Raw genomic sequence first — 21,028 nt, 5'->3', positions numbered from 1 at the left:
TGTCAGATGCGGGCCTAGCCGACGAGGCCGTCGGCCCGCATGCCGAACATCTGGTGGGCGAGGCCGAAGCCGAGGTCCTGGACGAGACGGCGTTTCCACGGGCGCTGGGCGATGGCGTGGGTGAGGCGGCGGGCGGCGCGGGGCGCCTTCATGATGGCTTCGGCGAGTTCCCAGGCGCGGGGCAGCAGACGGTCGGCGGAGAGCACCTCGTTGACCAGACCGAGCTCAAGCGCCTGTTGGGCGCCGATGGGCTGGCCCGTGTAGAGGTGGTAGGCCGCTCGCTTTGTGCCGATGAGCTCCTGGAGGGTGAGCTGCTGCCCGTCGCCGGGCGCGGCGCCGACCAGGAAATGCGGGTCGATGATGGTGGCGGACGTCGATGCCAGGGTGATGTCGCAGAGCAGGGCGAATTCGGTATGGGCGACGCTGGGTCCGTTGATGGCCGCGATGGTCGGGATCTCGATGCCGAAGACGAAGTTCTCCAGCAGCTTGGTCGCGTCGTAGTAGGTGTGCTCGTAGGCGAAGTCCCTGGGACGCGCGCCCTGCCTGAGCCTGGCTGCCGCCGCCGCGGGGTCGGTCGCGACGGGGTCGGGGACCCCGAGCCACTGGTCGCCGGTCCCGGTGATGATCAGCACCTCGTTGTCGGGGTCGTTGCCGATCTCCTGCCACGCCTGGGCCCAGGCGTTGTGGACGGCGAAGTCGAACCGAGCCGGGCCGCCGTCGGTGTGCATCCGTAGTTCGAGGATCCCGTCGCGGCGGTGCATGACGAAATACTCGGCGTACTTCTCGGCGTAGACCTCGAAGCTCGGCCGTGGCACATAGCCGCCGGCCTGGGCATGCCACTCGTCGAGTTCCTGCGGCATAGAAAGATCACCTCACGCGCTGGTGGGGGCACCGGAGTAGCCTCGGGCCATAACCGAAGCGGTGCTCCCATTATGCGTAGCGGTGCTTCGCTTAGCAAGACTCCGGGAAGAGGACCCTGTGATGGATGAGGCGCCCCCTCGACACGTCGCGCTTCCCGTTCGGGCCGACGGCCGGCGCAGCCACGAGCACCTGCTGGCCGCGGCCCGGGCGACGTTCGCGGACCAGGGAACCGACGCCTCGCTACGGGAGGTCGCCCGCCGGGCCGGCGTCAGCATCGCGACCCTGTACCGGCACTTCCCGACCCGAGAGTCGCTACTGGAAGCACTGCTGCGGGACGGGTTCGACACGCTGCGCGCCCGAGCGGCCGACCTGCTCACCGCCGCCGACCCCGGTCAGGCCCTCGTCGTCTGGATCGGGGAGCTGGCCGCGGCGTCCACCCGCTACGACGGCCTGCCCGCCTCCGTCCTGCGAGCGCTGCACGATCCCGACTCCAGCCTGCACCACTCCTGCGACGGCCTGCGCACCGCCGCCGCCGACCTGCTGGCCCGGGCCCAGCGTTCCGGCGCGATCCGCGCCGACCTCGACCCGGGCGAGCTCATCGCCACGGCCTACGCGATGGCCTGGGCCGCCCGGCAGGCCGGCCGCACCGTCAACCCCGACGACCGGCTCCTGACCCTCCTCGTCGAAGGACTCGCCGCCCGCCCCCAGCCAGCGGCCTAGCGCCGGGCCAGCGCGAGCCGGGCCGCCGACAAGATCGCCGTCGTCGCTCCCCACTGGACCCTGCTGGCCTGTTCGGCAGAGCCTGCCTGCGCGTGGCCTTGATCGCGGTTTTGGCCCTCTCATGGTCGTAACGGGACGGTTTCTGCGACCACCCCAGGGCCCAAACGGCAATCATGACCGGAGCGGTGCCCGCGATCCAGAGACTGGACACCGCCCGTCGACCTGGCGATCCCTGCTCGACGGGCTACCGCGGCGTCGGGGAATCCGGCGCCGTGCCGCGCGTGCTCGAAGGCTCCACCTTGTCCAGGTAGCCCGCGAGGAAGTCGGCGACCTCGGTGTGTGAGCCCGACATCCCGACGGCCTGCTCCATGCGCATCATTCGCGGGCTGCTGGTCAGGAGGAAGACGAGTATCTCGGGAGATACCGGTACCAACGGCGAGGTGTAGTCGTTGCCCGACCTGGCCATCGCGGCCAGGGTCAGCTCACGGACCTGCTCACCCACCGCGGCGATCTCGGAGCGGATCGCCTTGCGATGGTTCGCGAGGGCCATGAGCTCCGCGATGAGAGCCGCCGCGGTCCTGTTGTTGGCGAACTCCCAGATCGCCCGCAGCGGCTGGTCGGTCTCGAGCGCCCGGACCAGCGCTCCGACCGTCTGCTCGGACCGGCGCCGGACCAGTGCCAGGAAAAGTTCGTCCAGCGTCGGGAAGTAGTACTGGACCAGCGACGGCGTCATCCCGGCCTGGGCCGCCACCACCCGGTACGTGACGGCGGCATATCCCTCAGCCAGCATCAGTCGTTCGGCCGCGTCCAGCAGGTCGGCGCGCTTCGCCGACGTCTCGGTACCGACCCGCCGCGGCCTCGTCATACAGCACCCCTCACAACCCAGGTATACCTTCCGCCGCGGGCACTCCCCCGGGCTCGGCGCCGCTCACGGGACGACAGGGTTCTTCAGGTACTCCGGGATGCGTGGGTCGGGTTCGAGGTCGAGCGAGTTCATCATCCAGGCCATCGTCTCGTAGCAGCCGGTGACGAACAGGATGTCGAGCAGCTTCCGCTCGTCGAGCTCGGCGGCGAGCTCGGCCCAGGTGCCGTCCGAGATGGCGCCGTCGTCGACGAGCGCGTCGACGGCCCGGATGAGCGCGGCGTCCAGCGGCTCCAGGAACGGGGCGTTCGGGCCGTAGGCGACCCGCGCGACCTCCTCGTCGGTGAGGCCGGCGGCCCGGGCGGCGAAGATGTGCTGGCCCCACAGATACCGGGACTGGCGCCGCGCCGCGACCCGCAGGATGAGGATCTCGACCTCACGGATCCGCAGCTCGGTGTCGAGCAGCGCGTAGCCGTTGAACGGGAGAAATGCCTTGGCGAGCACGGGGTGGCGGGCGAGCGACGCGATTGCGTCCCGCCCGGACGGCCGCCGGTCCATCTCCGGAGCAGGCCGGCCCCGGGTCGTCGGGTCGATCGCGGTCAGCGCCCCGACCACGTCAGCGGGCCATTCTCGCGGGGGCAGCGGTGCGATTCGTGCCATCGAAATGCTCCTTCGCGGTCCGGTCTCGTCGAGCTCGGATTCGCTGCTCACGGTGCTCCTTACGGTCTGGCTCCGTGGTCGCGAGGGTGGTTCGTCAGATTCCCGCGGGGCCGGGGCCGCCGTGGACGTAAAGCGTCTGGCCGGAGCAGAAGCTCGCCGCGTCGGAGGCGAAGAACAGCACGGCGCTGCCGATTTCCGCTGGTTCGCCGAGCCGGCCGGAGCCGTTCGTCAGCCCGATCGCATCCGGGTCCAGGCCGTACCGAGCGGCGTCGTCGGTCAGCGACGCGGCCCGGACCGCGCCGACGGCGATTGCGTTGACCCGGATTCCGTGCGGGGTCCACGCCGCCGCCATCGAGGCGGTCAGGTTGTTCACGCCGGCCTTCGCCGCGCCGTAGGGCGCGGCCTGGGGCATGCCGAGCAGGCTCGCGCCGGAGGAGATGTTCACGATCGCGCCCTTGCCCTGGGCCAGCATCGGCACGGAGGCGGCGCGGGACAGGAACCAGACGGAGCCGAGGTTGAGGGCCAGCACCTGCTGCCACTCGTCCTCGGTCCAGCGCTTGATCGACTTGGTCTGCGCACCGCCGGCGCAGTTGACGAGAATGTCGAGCCGCCCGAACTCGGCAAGGGTCGCGTCGACGATCCGTTGGCATTCCGCGGCCGTCGTCACGTCGGCGGAAAGGGCCAGGACACGTTGGCCGGAATCCTCGATTTCCTGCGCGGTGGCCGCCAGCGGTTCCGGCCGGCGTGCCGCGAGCACCACGTCGGCGCCATACTCGGCCAGCGCCAGCGCCGAGGCCCGGCCGATTCCCGTACCGCCGCCGGTCACGACGGCGACCTTCCCCCCAGGTCGGGAAACGTCTGAGCACTTCTTCGAGAGCGACGCGCCCTTCGAGGCGGGCGAGACTGGCGCCCAGACAGAAATGCGCCCCATGGCCGAAGGTCACCAGCTGGCTGAAGTCGCGGTGGATGTCGAACCGGTCTGGGTCGGGGAACACCCGCTCGTCGTGGTTGGCCGACGCCAGCATGAGCAGCAGCGCGCTGCCGGCCGGCACCGTCCGCCCGTGGTACTCGACGTCCTCGGTCACGGAACGGGCCACATGCGGGCCGGGCGGCTCGATGCGCAGCAACTCCTCGACCGCCCGCGGGATGAGCCTCGGGTCCGCGACCAGCTCACGACGCTGGTCGGGATTCTCCGCGAGCAGCTTTCCCATCCAGCCGAAAAGACGGCTGGTGGTCTCGACGCCGGCACCCGCGATCACTCCGACGAAGATCTGGACCTCCTGGCGGGTCAGCCGGCGGACCTTGCCAGAGTCGTCGGTGAACTCCAGCGTCAGCAGCTCGGTGATGATGTCGTCCGACGGGTTCTTCGCCCGCCAGTCGACGTACTCGGCGTAGTTCCCACCGCCGAAGTACTTCTCCCTGGTGACCGGCAGCGGTTTGCCGGGCTCGTTGCGCAGGGCCCGCTGGGCGGTCGAGCGCAGCGACGGCTGCTCCGCGTCCGGAATGCCGAACAGCAGGCCGATGGTGCGCATCGGCAGCTCGGCGCCGAGGTCGAGGACGAAATCGAACCGGCCGGCGCCGACCAGCGGGTCCAGACACGCGGCGCAGAATGCCCGGATCTTTTCCTCCAGCGCCCTGATCTTCCTGGGGGTGAACATCCGGGAGACCAGGGCACGGTGGATGGTGTGCAGCGGCGGGTCCTCGTTGATGAAGATCCCCGGCGGCATCACCGGAGCGGCCTGGACCACTTCCAGGATGTCGCCCTTCGTCGAGGTCAGACGCGTGAGGTCCTTGAGCGCCGTGACGACGTCGTCGTAGCGGCTGAGCCCCCAGAAGTCGAGGCGCTCGTTGCGGTACAGCGGCGCCTCGTCGCGCAGCCGCCGGTAGACGGGGTACGGGTCCCTGTCGATCTCGACGTCGTACGGGTCGTAGTACCGATCGCCTGCGCCCACGTGGCTGGCCTCCCCTGGACATCTTTGTACGAACGTATAGCATCGCGCCATACGTTCGTACAAACTGTTCGTCCAGGGCGGCCGTGAGGGAACCGCCCGAGGTCCCGCCGCGCCGGCCGGCGCTAGGCGATGCCCTCGCTGATGATCTTCACTTCCGTGTACTCCTCGAAGCCGAGGGTGCCCATCTCGCGGCCGACGCCGCTCTGCTTGTAGCCGCCGAAAGGCACCTCGCAGCTGAAGTACATGCCGCCGTTGACGTTCACGACGCCCGACCGGATCTTCTCCGCGATGGCGCGGGCCCGGGCCGGGTCCGCGCTCTCGACCGTGCCGGCGAGGCCGAAGATGGTCGAGTTGGCGATCCGGATCGCGTCGGCGTCGGTGTCGAACGGGATGACGACCAGCACCGGCCCGAAGATCTCCTCCTGGGCGATCCGGGAGGCCGGGTCGACGTCGGCGAAGATCGTCGGCTCGACGTAGTAGCCGCGTTCCAGGTGGGCGGGCGCGCCGCCGCCCAGGACGAGGCGGGCGCCCTCGGCCTTGCCGATCTCGATGTAGTCGAGCACCCGGCTGCGCTGCTTCGCGTTGATCAGCGGGCCCATGTAGGTGCTCGGGTCGGCCGGGTCGCCATAGGGGATGGAGCGGAACGCGTCCGCGACCTTGGCGATCATCTCCTCGTAGCGGGAACGCTGGACCAGCAGCCGGGTGTTGATCGAGCATCCCTGCCCGGCCTGCGACAGCGACTGGTAGGCGATCATCAGCGCGTTCGTGTCGACGTCGGCGTCGTCGCACTGGATCCAGGCCGACTTGCCGCCGAGCTCCAGGAAGACCTTCTTGACCGTGTTCGCGGCGACGGACATCAGATGCCGGCCGACCCCCGTCGAGCCGGTGAAGCTGATCAGGTCGACGCGGGGGTCCTCGGCCAGGATCTGGGCGACGGCGTTGTCGGACGTGGGCACGACGTTGAACACGCCCGGGGGGAGGTCGGTCTCCTCGACCGCGAGGCGGCCCAGCGCGGTGGCGTTCCAGGGCGTGTCCGGGGCGGGCTTGAGGATGACCGTGCACCCGGCGGCCAGCGCGAACGCCGCCTTCGCCAGGTTGACCTGCATCGGGGCGTTCCACGGCGTGATCGCCGCGACCACGCCGACGGGTTCGCGATAGAGGCGCCGGCGGCTCATCCGGCCCATCGACTCGCCGACGCCCAGGTCCCGGACGAACTCGTAGCGCTCGGCGAGGTCCGCGGCATAGGTGATGTTGTCCAGGGCGCGGGCGAACAGCGGCACATCCAGGCTGACGTTCGTCGCGCCGACCTCCGCGCGGATCGTCTCGCGCAGCTCGGGCTCGTGCCGTAACAACGCGGCGTGCAACTGGCGTAAGCAGCGGACCCGCAGTTCCACGTCGGTCGCCCAGGCGCTCTCGTCGAACGCGGTCCGAGCGGCGGCGATCGCCGCGCGCATGTCCTCGGCCGTCGCGTCGGCCGCGACCCCGATGACCTCCTCGGTCGCCGGGTTGATGTTCTCGTAGGTCCGGCCGCCGGACGCCGGGCGCAGCTCGCCGCCGATGAGCAGGCGCTCCTCGACGAACAGGCCGGAGGGAGTGATCACGGGTGTCGACATGGGTGCTCCTCGACGGTGCTGGTCAGCGGTCGCTGGCGGACGGCTTGAGGTTGAAGCGGGGCAACGTGGGCTGGAAGCCGGTGGCTCCACCGTCGACGGTGATCTGGGTACCCGTCACGTATTTGGACTCGTCGGAGGCCAGATAGACCGCGGCGGCGGCGATGTCGGCCGGCTCGCCCAGGCGCGGGAGCACCAGCATGCCGCGGATGACCTGCATGTACTCGGGGTCCGCGAGCAGATTGCGCATGCCCTCCTCACCGGTGTAGATGAAGCCGACGATGATCGCGTTGGCGCGGATGTCGTCGGCACCGTAGTCGGCGGCGAGCTGGCGGGTCAGCACGTTCACGCCGCCCTTCGCCGCCTGGTAGGCGGGCCGGGACCGCAGCGAGCGCAGGCTGGACGACGCCGAGATGTTGACGATCGAGCCGCCGCCCGCGGCCCGCAGGTGCGGCACGGCGTACTTGCAGGCCCACATCGTGCCGTTGAGCGCGGTGCGAACGATGTAGTCCCAGTCCTCCGTGTTGATCTCGTCGACGTGGTTGTCGCGGCCGCTCGCCGTCACGTCGGTGGCGGCCGCGCTGTTGACGAGGGCAGTGATCGGCCCGTAGGTCTCGACCGCCGTCGTGACCGCGCGGGCGACGTCCTGCTCGATCGAGCTGTCCGCGTGGACGTAGGTGACGGCGTGGCCGTCGGCGCGCAACGTCGTCGCGAGCTCCTCACCGCGGACGTCGTTGCGGCCCGTGAAGGCGACCGCCGCGCCCTGCTCGGCGAACATCCTCACGATCCCGGCGCCGATTCCCGCGGTCCCGCCGGTGACCAGCGCGACCTTTCCCTGAAGCCTCATGGCGCCGTTTCCTCCGTGTCATTCCCGGCCGCGACCGTGCCGCCCTCGCCTGCCGGAACAGCGGCGGCCTGACGGGGGACGGTGATACCGATGTTGTCGACCAGCGGGGTGTCGCCGAACGTCGCCGAGACGAGCAGCCGGACTTCGCCGTCGAGCACGTCGAGTGGGCGCAACGTGTCGGCCTCGACGGCGTGTACGTAGTCCACCGACGCGACGGCGGCGATCTGGTCCGCGATCCGGCTGGTGACCACCTTCGCGGCGCGCTCCCCCGCGTTCACCAGCTCGACGGCCTCGGTGAGCGCACGGTAGATGACCGGGGCGGCGGCACGGTGTGACGGCGTCAGCCGGACGTTGCGGCTCGACTTCGCGACGCCGTCCGGCTCACGCACCGTCGGGCAGCCGACGACGGTGCACGGCGAGAGCAAATCCTCGGCCGCCCGTTTGAAGAGGACGAGCTGCTGCCAGTCCTTCTCGCCCGAATAGTTCGTACACGGACCGGCGATGTTCAACATGCTGAAGACCATCGTGGCGAGGACACCCGCGTGGTCGGGCGCCAGCAGCCCGGGCAGGTCCGGCACCAGCTCCGGCTGAGCCAGGAACGTCACCGGTGGCCGCGCGTACAGGTCGTCGCGCCGCATCACATAGAAGAGGTCGACCCCGGCGGCCGCCAGCAGCTCGGTGTCCCGGTCGACGTCGCGTTCGTAGATCTGGACCGAGGCCGGTGCCGCGTCGACGCTCATGACTCCCGCGTAGAAGAGGGCCACCACGTCGTTCTCGCGCCGGGCCCGTTCCACCAGGGAAAGATGGCCCTCGTGAATGGCGCCACTGGTGCCGACCATGCCGACCGTCCGGCCGGCGGCCCGGTGGGCGTCCAGCACCGCCCGCGTCTCCCGAAAGCTTTCCAGCGTCCGCATCGCGGCGGCGCCGGTGGACGCGCTCACGGCCGCCCCGCCGCCGGCTTCGCCCGGGCGGCGAGGGTGGCGGCCCGCGGCGCCGGCAGGTCGAGCACCGTCTTCGTTCCCGGCTCGGCGGCGACGAGAATCGGGATGGCGTTGACCGCGCGGGCGGCGTTCAGCGCGGAGACCGGTTCGAGGTCCGGGTCGAAGGCCAGGTCGAACACGCAGGTGATGGTCGGGACCCCGGTGATCTCGACCTTCCAGTTGGGCTCGTCCTCGCTGACGCGCCAGCCGGGCGCCAGGCCCAGCCCGACCGTCTGCTCGTTGACGACCTCGTAGAACGGCACGTCGCCATCCGCGCCGGTGTAGGCGGTGAACGTCCACCGGGCGCCGGCGATCGTGCCCTTCCTGACGTCCAGGCCGCTCGGATGCAGCACGGTGTCCTGGAGCGCGGCGGCGTACTCCTTCTTGGTCACCTTCACGTCGACCAGCTCGAACCCGAGACCGGCGGCAACGATCTCCGCGGACTGACGGATGCCCCAGATCCAGCCCTGGTCGGCTTCAGTGGGCGACTGGTCCTCCGGCACGGGCAGACCCATGCCGAGTGCCCCCTGGAGCTGCTGGGCGGCCGGGTAGTGCGGCACGTAGTCGCTCTGCCAGCAACGGATCTTCTCGACCTGGCCGGCGTAGCCGGAGACGAACAGCGGCAGCACGTCGCTGACCAGCCCGGGAATGTTGCCGCCGGCGAGGAACGTCGAGCCGCCCTCGGCGCACGCGGCGGCGAGCGTCTCCTGATCGGCGGGTATGAACGCCGGCCACCAGCCGCCCATGCTCGAGTAGACGTTCGTGCCCGCGGCCAGGAACCGGGCGATGACCGCCGGCTCCCAGGTCAGCCCGTGCCACAGCATGCAGTCCGCGCGCAGCGCGACCAGCGCGTCGACGTCGCGCGTCGCGGCCAGCCCGATCGGCCCGATCCCGACCAGCTCGCCGACGTCGCGGCCGTCCTTCTCCTCATGGTGGACGAGGACACCGACGATCTCCATGCCCGGTTCGGCCGCCAGCAGCCGTAAGGCCTGCGACCCGACGCCGCCGGTGTAACAGACGACAACCCGAATGCCCATCTCGCTCCTCTCCGCGTCCCAGTTCTCCGCGTCCCAGCGCTCTGCGTCCCAGTGCCGGTGGTGCGCGGCCGGCTCATCGTCACCACGCCTCCCGACCAGGTCAATCAGCGTTCAGTAAGCTGAACGCTCGTGCAGCCGTGAGGCTGCGGCGGACGCGTGCGGACACGGGCGGACGCGACGAAACCAACGAGAGGGCGGCCGCGTGGAGCGCGAAACCAAGGAACACCCGCCGGTCCGGCCGGACGACCTCACCGCCAGGGCGCGCATCCGCAACGCGGCGTTCGCGCTGATCGCGCAGCACGGTGTCGACGCGACGACGGTGCGCGCGATCGCCCGGCGAGCCGACGTCTCCCCCAGTCTCGTCCTGCACCACTTCGGCTCGAAGCAGGGCGTCGTCGACGAGGTCACGACCTGGGTGACCGACGTCCTCGGCGACGTCTCCCGGGACGCCGACGCCCAGGCGAGCCCGGCCGAGGCGCACCGGCGCCGCCAGCTTCGGTTCGAGCGGATGACCACCGAGACGCCGCTGCTCGGGGCCTACCTGCGCCGGATGCTCCTCGACGGCACCGAAGACGGCCTGGCCTGGTTCGCCCGGGCCGTCGACGCCTCGGCGGCCGGGCTGAGCCAGCGCGAGTCACTCGGCATCGCGAGCCCGTCCGCCGACCTGCGCGTCACGGCCGCGATGCTGGCCCTGCTGGGGTTCGCCCCGGTCCTGCTGCGGCCGTATCTCGAACACGCCCTGCACCTGGACTTCGCCGACGAGAACGACCGCAGCCGCTGGCGCGCCGCCGAGACGGCCCTGCTCACCTCGGTGCTCTACCCCCAGGACGGCGACGCGGCCGACGCGGTCTGACCTCCGTCAGCGAAGGTCTACGCGTTCGGTGCGGTCGACCGGCGACTGCCGCGCCCGGCGGTGCTGGCCACGACCGGCCTGATCGCGGCCCCCGGAGGGCCGCCACCGAGGGCGGCGATCCGGCACGGGATGTCGGTGTTCTCGTCCGTGTGGTAGACCGCGCACACCCGGTGGTAACCGTCGGCGATCGTCATCGGCAGGCCGGCGAACAGGTCGCCGCGGATGAGCAGCACCGGCGACAGCTGCTTCCCCTTGCGGATCTTCTGGAGGTCCGCCGCGACATGGGGGTTGTCCGCCGGCAGCAGTGGCAGCAGCGCGGCCCGCAGGATGTCCTTGGCCTTCCACCGCTGTTCCGGCGCGACGCGCAGTGCCTTGACCAGCGCCTCGACCTGCGAGGGAGCCGCCAGCAGCGCGAGATAGTCCGCGGCGGCCGGGTAGTCGTGCTCCTGCGGGGCGTCTTTCCAACGGATGTCCGGCATGACCTCGGCTTCCAGTAGGGACCACGCAGTCGCGCGGGCGGTCGATGAGGAGGGCTGTCACCTCCGCCATCATCGGGCCGCGCGCCTACTCGCGGGCGCCGGTGAGGCGGACCGCCGGCGTTCTGGTCGCCGCCAGCGCGGTCAGCGCGGTCGTCAGGCCGACGACCACCAGGGATCCCAGCCCGACGGCGGCGATCAGCGGCCACGGCACGCTCAGCACCGTCACGCCGATCATGTGACGGACGGCGGTCATGAGACTGAGCACGGTCGCGCTGGCGGTCAGGCCGCCGAGGACCAGGCCGATCACGACGACGGCCGCCGCCTCCCACAGCGCCATCCGCACCACCTGGCCGCGGGTCAGGCCGGACACCCGCGCCGTCGCGAACTCCTCCCGGCGCCCGGAGGCCGCGACGACGACCGCGTTGATCATCGCGATGACCGTGTAGACCATGGCGAGCCCGAGGAGCGCCACCATGATCTGGACGTTGATCCGCTGCTGCTCGTCCGCGTCGTGCCGAATCCACCCGGCCGCGGTGTCGACCTTGCCGCCGCCGCCGAGGCCGGCGCCGCGCAGCCGGTCCGCGACGGCGGACCGATCGGCACCCGGCGTCACCTGGATCGTGTAGCGCCGCGGGGCCGAGGCCTCGACACCCCGGCCGGCGGGCAACAGGAACTCGGGGCCGGAGATGGTGGCCGGTAGCCGGGCCACGACCCGCAGGTTCCTCGACTCCCCCGCGAACCGGGTCCGTAGCACGGCACCGACCCGCCAGTGCGATCCGACCACGGCGACGGTGTCGCCGCGCAGGTCCGCGAGGTCGCCGGAACGCAGGTCGAGCCGGTGGGTACGGGCGTAGGCGGCGGGGTCCACCGAGAGGGCGTCGGCGGAGTCGTACTCCACCTTCCCGTCGTCGAGCGCGCCGAGGTCGAACGCGATCGGGACCTCCTCGGACACCACGGCGACCCCGTCGACGGCCGCGAGCCGGGACGTCATCTCCCGGTCGGTCGTCACGACCAGGTCCGCGCGCAGGGCCCGGGTCGTCTCCTGCCGGGACGCGGCGCCGAGCGTGTCGAGCGAACCGGCCATGCCGACGACGAACGCGAACAACACGATGACCGGGGCCGCCGTTGCGGCGCTGCGCCGGGCGCCCGCGCGCAGGTTCGCGTGGGCCAGCTGGCCGAGCGGCCCGACGGCGAACAGCCGCGGCAACCAGCTCGCCGCCGGGACCAGCAGCGGGGTGAACGCGGCGACGGCGACCACCAGCACCATGGACGAGCAGAGCGCCATCGCGACGGCCGCGTCGCCGCCGACCGCCGGCACGAGCACGAGCAGCGCGATCCCGCCGGCCAGGAAGACACCGCCGAGCACCCACCGCGGGATGGTCATGAGGCGGGTGTCGCCGCCCGACTCGCGAAGCGCCTCCAACGGCCGGACCCGGGCCGCCCGCGCCGACGCCACAGACACCCCGCAGACGGCCACGACGACACCCGTGCCCACCGACACGGCTATCACCCAGGACCGCCACTCGCTGGTGAACCCGTCCGGGACCAGGTCGAAACGCGCCAGCATGGCGTCCTGCAGGCGTATCAGCGAACGTCCGGCCAGCACGCCGAGCCCGGAGCCGACGAGGCCCAGCAGCAGTGCCTCGCCGAACAGCAGCCGGCGAAGCTGCCGCGGGCTCGCGCCGACCAGCCGCAGCAGGGCCAGCTCACGCCGGCGCTGGACGGCCGTGAACGCGAACGTCGAGCTGACGATGAAACCGGCGACGAACGTCGCCAGGCCCAGCGTCATGCCGAGCAGCGCGACCGCGGCCGTGTAGCCGTCCCGCACGGTCTGGGCCTGCGCCGCCGGCAGGCCTGCGGGGACCTTCGCGGTCGCCGCCGAGATCAGGGTGAGCAGCGACGACTGGACGAGGGCGACGCCGAGGGCGACGGTGACGATCGCGCCGATGAAGACCTGCCACCGGTCGCGGAAGGTACTCCAGGACATGCGCAACATGGGAGTGCAGCCTTTCTAGCCGGGCGGGCTCGGTCGTCGAGGGCGGCGCGGGCTCACGATTCCCAGCTCGCCAGCAGCTCGGCCACCGCGTGGGCCGACGGCCGTTCCAGCCGGTCGACGAGACGCCCGTCGCGCAGGAACAGCACCCGGTCGGCGGTGGCCGCGGCGGCGGGGTCGTGGGTCACCATGACGATGGTCTGGCCCTCGTCGTCGACCATGGATCGCATCAGGTCGAGCAGGCCGCGCGCGGACCGGCTGTCCAGCGCGCCCGTCGGCTCGTCGGCGAACAGCACGGCCGGCCTGGTCACCATCGCCCGCGCGATCGCGACGCGCTGCTGCTGGCCGCCGGACAGCTCCCGCGGCCGGTGCCGGGCCCGGTCGGCCAGCCCGACGGCGGCGAGCGCCTCGCGGACCACCCGCCGCCCCGGGCGCAGGCCGGCCAGCCGCAGCGGCATGGCGACGTTCTGCTCGGCGGTCAGCGAGCCGATCAGGTTGAAACTCTGGAAGACAAATCCCACCGTCTTGCGGCGCAATTCGGTGAGCTCCGCGTCAGAGGCACCGGTAATGTCCTGGCCAGAAAGCACGACCTGCCCGCCGGTAACCTTTTCGAGTCCGGCCGCGCAATGCAGCAGCGTCGACTTCCCGGAGCCCGACGGCCCCATCACCGCCGTCCACGAGCCGGCCCCGAAAGCGACGTCCACATCGTCGAGGGCCCGCACCTCCGTAAGGCGACGGCCATATGTGCGGCTGACGCCGCGCAGTTCGACGACCGGCGCCGAAGCCGTGCCCGCCGCGGTCTCCTGAAATCGTGCTTGAACGCTCACAGGTTCTTTATAACCGCGGGCGCGGTGTCTGACAGTAATGCAGGCGGGACGGTCCGAGGTGGGGTTTTCCCCCGCCTCGGAGGGCGGTCTGGCCCGGCTCCGGCGCGGCATGATCGGGGGTTCGCGGTCCGTGTCGCTGGGGACGGCAAGCTGACGGGGACAGGGCTGCCGGGGGCCCAGCCGCCAGCGGTAAGGCGGGATTCACGGCAGTCTCAGGCCCCTTCGGCGATGACCTCGGTCTCTAGTGCCGCATCTGACGAGGTTGGCCTCCTCCCGACACCAGCAAGATCGCCGCTTTCGCCCTCCCGTGGCTGTAAACGCGACAGTTTTGTGACCATCTGAGGGCCAAAACAGCGATCAAGCCAACGGGCCGACCTTGCCGGCGGGCAGGACCTTCTCGGCCACGGTCTGGAGGTAGCGCCAGCCGATCTCCGGCGGCAGCCCGCCGATCAGCGGGTGCAGCCGCAGCAGGCCGCCCGCGCGGACCTGGGCCACGGCCTCGTCCACCGTCAGGATCTGGTGGCTGCGCCGCTCGGCCCGCAGCTCCTCGGCGGTGCGGGTGAACGACAGGCTCGCCGTGCCGGTGTCGCCCTCGTTCCAGGCTGCGTAGCTGCGGACGTCGTGCATCAGGTAGGGCCCGAGCTCGTCCCAGGCCTCGTCGAGGTCCTCTGCCACGAACACGACGCTGGGTTCTTCCGGTGGGTTCAGGACGCACATGCCGGGCTCGTGGCCGGCCGCGCGCGCCGCGGCCTCGTAGGCGTCCCGCAGCTCCTCGCCGCCGCCCTGGGCCAGGAACCCGATGCCGTGCCGTCCGGCGCGGCGGGCCGCGGCGAGGCTGCCGCCACCCCACGCGACCATCGGGCCACCCGGCGTGTGCGGGGTCGGGGTGACGTGGATGCGCCGGCCGTCGTGCTCGAACGGCTCACCGGTCTTCGCACGCAGCAGGAGCGGGAGCTTCTCGTCGGCGATGCGCCCGCGGCGGTGGAAGTCGACCCCGTACATCTCGTACTCGGCTGGCCGATAGCCGATGGCGGCGACGTAGGACAGCCGCCCGCCGCTGACGATGTCGAGGACCGCCATCTCCTCGGCGAGGCGGACAGGGTCGTATAACGGCAGCACGAGGGCGGCGATATTGATGATCGCGCTCGACGTGCGTGCGGCCATCGCGCCGGCGAGGACCATCGGCGACGGAAGATAGCCGTCCTCGGACATGTGATGCTCGCAGAGAATGACGCCGAAGCATCCGCGCGTCTCCGCCCACGCCGCCATCTCGGTCGCCGCGGCGTAAAGCTCCCGCGTCGGCGCCCCGGTTCCGGGCGCGCGCATGTCGAACCTCAGCATGTACATTCTCGCCGATACTCCTTGGCTGCCCGAATACTGCCTCGTGGTGTGCGGCCAGGCCGGCTGGTGCCGCCGGCCTGGCCGGTTGGGACTCGTTACTTCTTGAGCACCTGTCCGCAGGACAGCTTCGTGGTGACGGTGTACTTCGCCCCGTCCAGCTGGACCAGCGACGCGCAGGGCACGTTGACGACGTGGTTGAGCGGGAACCGGGCCTGCGCCAGCGCGCCGTCGACGTAGTAGCTGTAGTCGCCGTTGTTCAGGGTCTTCAGGAAGCTGTTGACGGTGAGATCCTTGCCGGTCTTGGTGGCGGCGTCGACGAACATGTCGGCGGCCCAGTAGCCGGCCATGGTGGGCAGGCTGAGTGCGGCGTCGGGGGCGTACTTCTTGAAGTCGGCGACGAGCTGCTGGACGCCGGCTGCCGAGGCGTCCTCCGTCGGCGACCACTGCAGCAGGGTGTAGGCCTTCTGCAGGCCGGGGAAGTTGGCCGCGGCCAGTCGTGGGTCGTAGCCGACCGAGTTGATGTGCTTGCCGTCGAAGCCGGCTGCCGACAGGGCCTGGATCAGTTTCGTGGTCGAGGTGAAGTCGGTGGCGTAGACGACCACCTGCGGCGGCGCGCCACCCGCGGCAGTCATGATCTTGCCGACGATCGGCGTGGCGTCGGTGAGGCCGGAGTCGGGGACCGGGCTCTCGGCGTAGACGACCTTCGCGCCGACGGTCTGGATCTGCGCCTTGAGGTCGGCCACGCCGGTACGGGCGGCGTCGTCGTCGTTGCCGATCACGGCGACGGTCCTGCCCTTGGCGTCACCGCCGAACAGCGTCTGGATCATCACGCCGTACGCCGACGACGTGGCCTCGGTGAGGTTGGTGAGGCAGCCGGTGATGCCGAAGCCGACCGTGTTACCGCAGTAGCCGCCGTTGAAGCCCCAGCCGAAGAACGGCACGGCCTCCGAGCAGAAGGTGTCGAGGTAGCCGGTGGAGCTGGTCATCTCGGGAACGACGGCGAAGACCTTCTCCTGGTCGGCGAGGACCTTGGCCTGGCTCGTGTTGCGGCTCGCGTCGTTGCCGTCGTCCAGCGTGCCGATGTAGTCGATCTTGCGGCCGTTGACGCCGCCGGCGTCGTTGGCCCGGTCGAAGCGGACCTTGGCGCCGATCTCGGTGCCGGCCATCGTGCTGCCGCTGGCGCTGGTCAGGTAGGCGAGGCCACCGACCTTGATGGACGTGTCGGTGATGCCGCGGGTCGGGTCGGCGGCGGTCTGGCCGCATTTCAGCGAGCTGGCGTCAACGGTGACGCCGCCGCCGCTCCAGCCGGTAGGCGGTCCGGCCTTGATGGCGTTGGCGGCCACGGTCGGGCCGCTGCTCGTCGTCGTGGATCCGTCGCCGCTCCCGCAGGCCGCGAGGCCGGTAAGCAGGGCCGTCGCGGCGGCCAGGACGGTTGCTAATCGTGAGACACGCATCGTTACTCCCCGATGAATGACCGCCGCGCCCGCGTGACGGGGCGCGGCGGCGATCCGAACTGGCTGGCTGGGCATCAGGGGCCGTAGCGGCACCTCGGTCCGGCCTGGTCGGCCAGGCAGGCGGGGTCCGCGACGACCCATTAGTATATTGGATACAATATGTGTTTAGACGATTGCAAGGTCTGAATGTGCTCCAGGGCGGCCAGGGAGGAATCGGCTACCTGAGGCTTGGCGCCCGGTGGTCGAGGCACCGCGCGTCGGCAGGCCGATCGGGGTCGATCGGCGTCGTCTCCTCCAGCCGGTCCGCCAAGCCGGTGCCGCGACGATAGACAAGATGTCATGTCTAGTCAACGTGCCCGCGCGGCCATCGGCGCACTCGGGCGACCGTGCTCCGCGCGGCCCACCTCCGGCCCGGCCTGGCTCGATCCGTACACGCGGCGATCCGCGGGCGCGCGAGGTGTGACGGCTACGGCGCGCGCCGGTCCGCCGGGCGCGGCGCCGCCCGGACCTGCCACGCGTCACGGTGATGGACGCCCGCCCGCCGGGGAGCCGGCGGGTCGGGATCAGGTGGTGCCGTAGCTACCGGGCCTGGCTGGTGGCGTCTCCGGCAGCATTCGCCCGTTCCGGCGTCCCCATGATCGCCGTTTCGGCCCTCAGGTGGTCGTTACCGGGTCTGTTTCGTAGCCACCCGAGGGCGAAAACGGCGATCAAGGCGACGGGTGGACGCTGGTGGTCGCGGCACCAGGTGGTGGCGCCGCTGTCGGACTCGCGGTTTCTGGCTACTGGTTCGCCGCACCCGCGTTCTTGATGACGGCCATCCAGGCGGAGGCGAGCACTGAGATCATCCGATCGGGGTCCGCCAGTCGTCCGTACACATATCGTTCGAAGAAGTGCATAAGCGGCATGTACAGGATCGCGGCCGTGTACTCGGCGTCGACCGGGTCCAGGCCCTCGTGGGCCGTGAGCAGCGCCGCGGCGAGGAACTTGACATGGTCGTCGTAGCCCTGCTCGACCATGTCCCGGATTTCCGGGTCGATGACCGCGCCCTCCGCAAGGGCCGCGACATCATGCCTGATCGACCCCCACCGCTCGACGTCCGTCCGGATCCAGGCCTCGATGCCCTCGATCGTCGGGTTACGCGCAATGGCGCCGAAATCATCGTAGATACCGGTGAAAGCCATCATGACGCGCTCATAGAGCTCGCGGAGAATATCGGCCTTGCTTCGAAAATGCAGATAGAAGGTGGCTCGGGTCGAGCCGGACCGAGCGACGATGTCGTCGACCTTGGTGCGGGCATATCCCAGCTCGGCGAACTCGGTGACGGCTGCGTCGATGAACCTCGCATGGGTGCGAGCCTTCTGAGCGGCGCGCAGGCCACCCTTACGGCCGTCGACCCGGCCGGCCTCTTCGTTGGCCCGCACCCCCTGGCCGTCAGCCGCCGCGTGGGCCAGCGGCGGCCCGCCATTCTGCGCGGCGGACTCGGCAAGCTGACCGACGTCACCGCGCTGACCGACGTCACCGCGCTGACCGACGTCGTTACGCGGGCCGCCGTCGGTACGCGGGCCGTCGTCAGGCAGGACTGCGTCCGCGACAGGGGCCGCGCTCCCCCGTCGGCCACCGGCCGGCGGGCGCAGGGAACTCGACCCAGGCACCGGAGCACCCTCCTGACTGTGCGGTCTCGACTGACTGTGCGGTCCCGACTGACTCAGCCGTCTCGACTGACTGTGCGATATCGACTGACTGTGCGGGTCCACTGACAGTGCGATGTCCACTGACGGCACACCATTGTTACCAACCGCCGTGACCTGCGCACGTCGGCTGGACCGTTGCGGAGACGACTCCGGGCCTCGATCGCGGGGCGGATCAGGGAGCCCTCGCGCGCCGGGTCATAGGTAGCGCCTATGACCGTGCCTGGCAGTCGGTCGCTACCGGAGGTTCCGCGGTCGGTTGAGGCTGGCTACATGACCACCATCCCCGTAGGGGAACGCCGGCCGGCCCGGCCCACGCGGTTCCTGCCCGCCGTGTCCGCCGCCTCCGGCCAGGTGGGCGGGCTGGGGCTGGCCGCCGCGATCGGCCTCGCCGCGACAGCCGTCGGCGCGGCCTGCCCGGTGATCGGGGCGCCGGTCGTGGCGGTCGTCGGGGGCGCGCTGCTCAGCCCGCTCGCGCGGCGCTGGCGGGAGGTCGTTCAGCCGGGTCTCGACGTCGCCCGGGTCCGCCTGCTGCGGCTGTCCGTCGTGTTGCTGGGGGCGCAGTTGTCCCTGGGCGAGGTCGCGCGCGCCGGGGTCGCCTCGCTGCCGGTCATGCTGGCCACCCTCGCCGCGTGCCTGGCCGGCGCGGCCCTGCTCGGCCGAGGCCTGCGGGTGGGCCGTGACCTGTGCGTCCTCATCGGGGTCGGGACGGCGATCTGCGGCGCGTCGGCGATCGCCGCCACCAGCCCGACGATCAGGGCCAAGGACCCCGACGTCACCTACGCCGTCTCGACGATCTTCCTGTTCAACGTGGCCGCGGTGCTGGTCTTCCCGCCGCTCGGGCACGCGCTCGGCCTGAGCCCGAACGGGTTCGGCCTGTTCGCCGGGACGGCGGTCAACGACATGTCCTCGGTCGCCGCCGCGGCCGGCGCCTACGGCCCGGGCGCGGTCCAGCAGGCCGTCGTGGTCAAGCTCGTCCGCACACTCATGATCATTCCGATCGTGCTGACGCTGGGCGCGCTCGTCCGCCGCCGCGAGGCCGTGGTCGACCCCGAGACCGCGGTCGACCCCGAGCCCGCCGCCGGGCCGCGGCGCCGGCGAGGCCGCGGGGGGCTGGCCGGGGCGCGCCGGGCCGTCCGCCTGGTTCCCGGCTTCCTGGTCGGGTTCGTGCTGGTGGCGGCGGCACACTCGGCCGGGCTGCTCCCCGCCGTCAGCCATGAGCCGCTGCGTCGCTGCGCGATGGTCCTCATCGCCGTCGCCCTCGCCGCGATTGGTCTCGCCACGGACGTCGCCGCACTGCGCCGCACCGGGTTCCGGCCGCTGCTGCTCGGTCTGCTGCTGTGGGTGACGGTGAGCCTGACCAGCCTCGCCGTCGCCGGAGCGGTGTGACACGCTGTCCGGCGATGCCGCTCCCGAGCTGGGCCACGGATCTGGCGACGCTCGACCTGCTGCTGTCGGTCGCCGAGACCGGCAGCGTCGGCGGCGCGGCGCGGGCGCACGGCATCAGCCAGCCCAGCGCGAGCGAGCGGCTGGCCCGGCTGGAACGGCTGTTCGGCGTGCCGCTGCTGGTCAGGACCCGGCGCGGCAGCACGCTGACCCCGACCGGCGAGGCCGTCGTCGCCTGGATCCACCCGGTCGTCGACGCGGCGCAGACGCTGGCCGACGGCGTGCTCTCCCTACGAGCCGACCAGCGGGCCCGCCTGCGCCTCACGGCCAGCCTGACCATCGCCGAGTACCTGCTCCCCCGCTGGCTACTGGTCCTGCGACGCGGTCATGCCGACCTGGAGATCTCCGCCAGCGTCGCCAACAGCGCGGACGTCTGCGCGGCGATCCGGTCCGGGCGGGCCGATCTCGGTTTCGTCGAGTCACCCGACGTCCCGGCCGACCTCGGCCGCCGGGTCGTCGGCACCGACGGCCTCGCGCTCGTGGTCGCCGCCCGCTACCCGCTGGCCGCGCGGGCGGACCGGGGCCTGCGCGCCAGCGACCTTGTCGAGGTCCCGCTGCTGCTGCGCGAGCCGGGCTCCGGCACCCGCGAGACGTTCCTGCGCGCGCTTGCCGGCGCGCTCGGGCGCACCCCGTCGATCCCCCGTGCGACCAGCCTGGGCTCGACGGCGACGATCCTGGCCACGGTCCGAGCGGGCGGCGGCGTGGGCGTCGTCAGCGCCCGGGCGGCGGCGGCCGGCCTGGCCACCGGTGAGCTGGTCCGGCTCCGGGTCGCCGATCTGGCCCTTGAGCGGCCGCTGCACGCGGTCTGGTCCGGCCAGACCCCGAGCCCCCTGGCCGCGGAGCTGATCGACCTCGCGATCAGCCTGCCCACCTCGGACTAGCAGCGCCGTTCCGAGCTGGACCGGCTAGTAGCGGATCGTCGTTCTTACTCGGGTCTTGACGAGCTCGCCGTGCTGGTTCGTCCATTCGGTCAGGACGTACAGGTAGAGGGTGAGGCCGTTGCGCCCCTGGCGTTCCTCCCAGTGGGTCAGCTGGGAGCGGGTGGTGATGACGTCGCCGGGCCGCATCTTCACGCCGAACTTCTCAGTCATCCCGCCGTTGAGAGTGTTCTCGCCCTTCTTGACCTCCTGGCCAGGAACAGCGCCCATCATGATCGGTCTGGTCATGGCCCAGGCGAACGGGTTGAAGTCCTCCGGGGCGATGATCCCGCCCCATCGGGTCGACCTGGCGTACTCCTCGTCCCAGTAGATCCGCGGCGGCGTCTCGTCCCAGTACACCGCGATGGCCCACTTACGGATGTCGGAGGCGGAGATCGGGTAGGAGACCTGTTCGTCGATCCACACGCCCTTCTGGGCCTCAAGCTCAGGCGTTACCAGCGTCTCGAGGTGCGTCATCGTTTCCTTCGGTCCACGGACGCG

18 protein-coding genes and 2 pseudogenes are annotated in these 21,028 nt (G+C 71.1%); 4 read left to right on the top strand and 16 right to left on the bottom strand.

Going from position 1 to position 21,028, the window contains the following annotated elements; genetic code table 11:
* Positions 1–14 precede the first annotated feature (14 nt).
* Entirely contained in the window at positions 15–860 is an 846-nt protein-coding gene (locus I6A60_RS23675; protein WP_203022237.1) for an enoyl-CoA hydratase/isomerase family protein, read from the bottom strand.
* Between the two features lie 121 nt (positions 861–981).
* On the opposite strand from I6A60_RS23675, the gene I6A60_RS23670 reads away from it, so the two are divergent.
* Complete coding sequence (locus I6A60_RS23670) at positions 982–1,581, top strand: TetR/AcrR family transcriptional regulator (RefSeq protein ID WP_203022238.1); 600 nt, start codon at positions 982–984, stop codon at positions 1,579–1,581.
* 244 nt (positions 1,582–1,825) lie between these two features.
* Here I6A60_RS23670 and I6A60_RS23665 read toward each other — a convergent pair whose 3' ends face one another.
* The 8 genes and pseudogenes from I6A60_RS23665 to I6A60_RS23630 all read right to left on the bottom strand — a co-directional run bounded on the left by I6A60_RS23665 (position 1,826) and on the right by I6A60_RS23630 (position 9,529).
* Complete coding sequence (locus tag I6A60_RS23665; RefSeq protein WP_203022239.1) at positions 1,826–2,446, bottom strand: TetR/AcrR family transcriptional regulator; 621 nt, start codon at positions 2,444–2,446, stop codon at positions 1,826–1,828.
* A 63-nt stretch (positions 2,447–2,509) separates the two neighbouring features.
* The gene (locus I6A60_RS23660; RefSeq protein ID WP_203055696.1) at positions 2,510–3,103 is read right to left on the bottom strand and encodes a carboxymuconolactone decarboxylase family protein; all 594 of its coding nucleotides are present in this window, start codon (positions 3,101–3,103) and stop codon (positions 2,510–2,512) included.
* 94 nt (positions 3,104–3,197) lie between these two features.
* A complete protein-coding gene (locus tag I6A60_RS23655) occupies positions 3,198–3,929 on the bottom strand; it encodes an SDR family NAD(P)-dependent oxidoreductase (RefSeq protein WP_307873828.1) in 732 nt (243 codons plus the stop codon).
* Positions 3,922–5,055: pseudogene (locus tag I6A60_RS23650) on the bottom strand (cytochrome P450); the annotation flags it as partial. The pseudogene I6A60_RS23650 and the gene I6A60_RS23655, both read right to left, overlap by 8 nt.
* Before the next feature lie 122 nt (positions 5,056–5,177).
* Positions 5,178–6,668 (bottom strand): aldehyde dehydrogenase family protein, encoded by a 1,491-nt coding sequence (locus tag I6A60_RS23645; RefSeq protein WP_203022241.1) that lies wholly within the window; start codon positions 6,666–6,668, stop codon positions 5,178–5,180.
* A 22-nt stretch (positions 6,669–6,690) separates the two neighbouring features.
* Complete coding sequence (locus I6A60_RS23640; RefSeq protein WP_203022242.1) at positions 6,691–7,512, bottom strand: SDR family NAD(P)-dependent oxidoreductase; 822 nt, start codon at positions 7,510–7,512, stop codon at positions 6,691–6,693.
* Positions 7,509–8,426: a pantoate--beta-alanine ligase gene (locus I6A60_RS23635; RefSeq protein WP_203022260.1), complete on the bottom strand. Its 918-nt coding sequence runs from the start codon at positions 8,424–8,426 to the stop codon at positions 7,509–7,511. Before I6A60_RS23635 ends, I6A60_RS23640 begins: the two co-directional genes overlap by 4 nt.
* 23 nt (positions 8,427–8,449) lie before the next feature.
* The gene (locus I6A60_RS23630; protein ID WP_203022243.1) at positions 8,450–9,529 is read right to left on the bottom strand and encodes a dihydrodipicolinate reductase; all 1,080 of its coding nucleotides are present in this window, start codon (positions 9,527–9,529) and stop codon (positions 8,450–8,452) included.
* Positions 9,530–9,731: 202 nt separating this feature from the next.
* Here I6A60_RS23630 and I6A60_RS23625 point away from each other — a divergent pair, with 202 nt between their 5' ends.
* Positions 9,732–10,382 carry a TetR/AcrR family transcriptional regulator gene (locus I6A60_RS23625; RefSeq protein WP_203022244.1) on the top strand — a complete coding sequence of 217 codons (651 nt, stop codon included), beginning with the start codon at positions 9,732–9,734 and terminating at the stop codon, positions 10,380–10,382.
* 113 nt (positions 10,383–10,495) lie between these two features.
* On the opposite strand, the pseudogene I6A60_RS23620 reads toward I6A60_RS23625, so the two are convergent.
* The 6 genes and pseudogenes from I6A60_RS23620 to I6A60_RS23595 all read right to left on the bottom strand — a co-directional run.
* A pseudogene (locus I6A60_RS23620) lies at positions 10,496–10,861 on the bottom strand (hypothetical protein); the annotation flags it as partial.
* A gap of 85 nt (positions 10,862–10,946) precedes the next feature.
* Positions 10,947–12,848 carry an FtsX-like permease family protein gene (locus I6A60_RS23615; protein WP_203022246.1) on the bottom strand — a complete coding sequence of 634 codons (1,902 nt, stop codon included), beginning with the start codon at positions 12,846–12,848 and terminating at the stop codon, positions 10,947–10,949.
* 62 nt (positions 12,849–12,910) lie between these two features.
* Positions 12,911–13,681 carry an ABC transporter ATP-binding protein gene (locus I6A60_RS23610; protein ID WP_203022247.1) on the bottom strand — a complete coding sequence of 257 codons (771 nt, stop codon included), beginning with the start codon at positions 13,679–13,681 and terminating at the stop codon, positions 12,911–12,913.
* 357 nt (positions 13,682–14,038) lie between these two features.
* Positions 14,039–15,028 (bottom strand): LLM class flavin-dependent oxidoreductase, encoded by a 990-nt coding sequence (locus tag I6A60_RS23605; protein ID WP_203022248.1) that lies wholly within the window; start codon positions 15,026–15,028, stop codon positions 14,039–14,041.
* 89 nt (positions 15,029–15,117) lie between these two features.
* A complete protein-coding gene (locus I6A60_RS23600) occupies positions 15,118–16,476 on the bottom strand; it encodes an ABC transporter substrate-binding protein (protein ID WP_203022249.1) in 1,359 nt (452 codons plus the stop codon).
* 779 nt (positions 16,477–17,255) lie between these two features.
* Positions 17,256–18,128 (bottom strand): TetR/AcrR family transcriptional regulator, encoded by an 873-nt coding sequence (locus I6A60_RS23595; protein WP_307873827.1) that lies wholly within the window; start codon positions 18,126–18,128, stop codon positions 17,256–17,258.
* A gap of 309 nt (positions 18,129–18,437) precedes the next feature.
* Here I6A60_RS23595 and I6A60_RS23590 point away from each other — a divergent pair, with 309 nt between their 5' ends.
* A complete protein-coding gene (locus I6A60_RS23590) occupies positions 18,438–19,553 on the top strand; it encodes a YeiH family protein (protein WP_203022250.1) in 1,116 nt (371 codons plus the stop codon).
* Between the two features lie 14 nt (positions 19,554–19,567).
* Entirely contained in the window at positions 19,568–20,491 is a 924-nt protein-coding gene (locus I6A60_RS23585) for a LysR family transcriptional regulator (protein WP_203022251.1), read from the top strand.
* Between the two features lie 24 nt (positions 20,492–20,515).
* Here the strand turns inward: I6A60_RS23585 and I6A60_RS23580 are convergent, their stop codons facing one another.
* Positions 20,516–21,004 (bottom strand): MaoC family dehydratase N-terminal domain-containing protein, encoded by a 489-nt coding sequence (locus I6A60_RS23580; protein WP_203022252.1) that lies wholly within the window; start codon positions 21,002–21,004, stop codon positions 20,516–20,518.
* Positions 21,005–21,028: the final 24 nt, after the last annotated feature.

Origin of the sequence: Frankia sp. AgB1.9 (assembly GCF_016786355.1) — a bacterium.
Classification (GTDB): Bacteria; Actinomycetota; Actinomycetes; order Frankiales; family Frankiaceae; genus Pseudofrankia.
The sequence above is the reverse complement of the archived record's forward strand: the minus strand, read 5'-3'. Positions and strand labels throughout refer to the sequence as shown.

Excerpts from the sequence above, each read along its gene's own strand:
- I6A60_RS23675 (WP_203022237.1), bottom strand. The coding sequence starts at position 860 with ATGCCGCAGGAACTCGACGAGTGGCATGCCCAGGCCGGCGGCTATGTG.
- I6A60_RS23670 (WP_203022238.1), top strand. The coding sequence starts at position 982 with ATGGATGAGGCGCCCCCTCGACACGTCGCGCTTCCCGTTCGGGCCGAC.
- I6A60_RS23665 (WP_203022239.1), bottom strand. The coding sequence starts at position 2,446 with ATGACGAGGCCGCGGCGGGTCGGTACCGAGACGTCGGCGAAGCGCGCC.
- I6A60_RS23660 (WP_203055696.1), bottom strand. The coding sequence starts at position 3,103 with ATGGCACGAATCGCACCGCTGCCCCCGCGAGAATGGCCCGCTGACGTG.
- I6A60_RS23645 (WP_203022241.1), bottom strand. The coding sequence starts at position 6,668 with ATGTCGACACCCGTGATCACTCCCTCCGGCCTGTTCGTCGAGGAGCGC.
- I6A60_RS23640 (WP_203022242.1), bottom strand. The coding sequence starts at position 7,512 with ATGAGGCTTCAGGGAAAGGTCGCGCTGGTCACCGGCGGGACCGCGGGA.
- I6A60_RS23635 (WP_203022260.1), bottom strand. The coding sequence starts at position 8,426 with ATGCGGACGCTGGAAAGCTTTCGGGAGACGCGGGCGGTGCTGGACGCC.
- I6A60_RS23630 (WP_203022243.1), bottom strand. The coding sequence starts at position 9,529 with ATGGGCATTCGGGTTGTCGTCTGTTACACCGGCGGCGTCGGGTCGCAG.
- I6A60_RS23615 (WP_203022246.1), bottom strand. The coding sequence starts at position 12,848 with ATGTCCTGGAGTACCTTCCGCGACCGGTGGCAGGTCTTCATCGGCGCG.
- I6A60_RS23605 (WP_203022248.1), bottom strand. The coding sequence starts at position 15,028 with ATGTACATGCTGAGGTTCGACATGCGCGCGCCCGGAACCGGGGCGCCG.
- I6A60_RS23600 (WP_203022249.1), bottom strand. The coding sequence starts at position 16,476 with ATGCGTGTCTCACGATTAGCAACCGTCCTGGCCGCCGCGACGGCCCTG.
- I6A60_RS23590 (WP_203022250.1), top strand. The coding sequence starts at position 18,438 with ATGACCACCATCCCCGTAGGGGAACGCCGGCCGGCCCGGCCCACGCGG.
- I6A60_RS23585 (WP_203022251.1), top strand. The coding sequence starts at position 19,568 with ATGCCGCTCCCGAGCTGGGCCACGGATCTGGCGACGCTCGACCTGCTG.
- I6A60_RS23580 (WP_203022252.1), bottom strand. The coding sequence starts at position 21,004 with ATGACGCACCTCGAGACGCTGGTAACGCCTGAGCTTGAGGCCCAGAAG.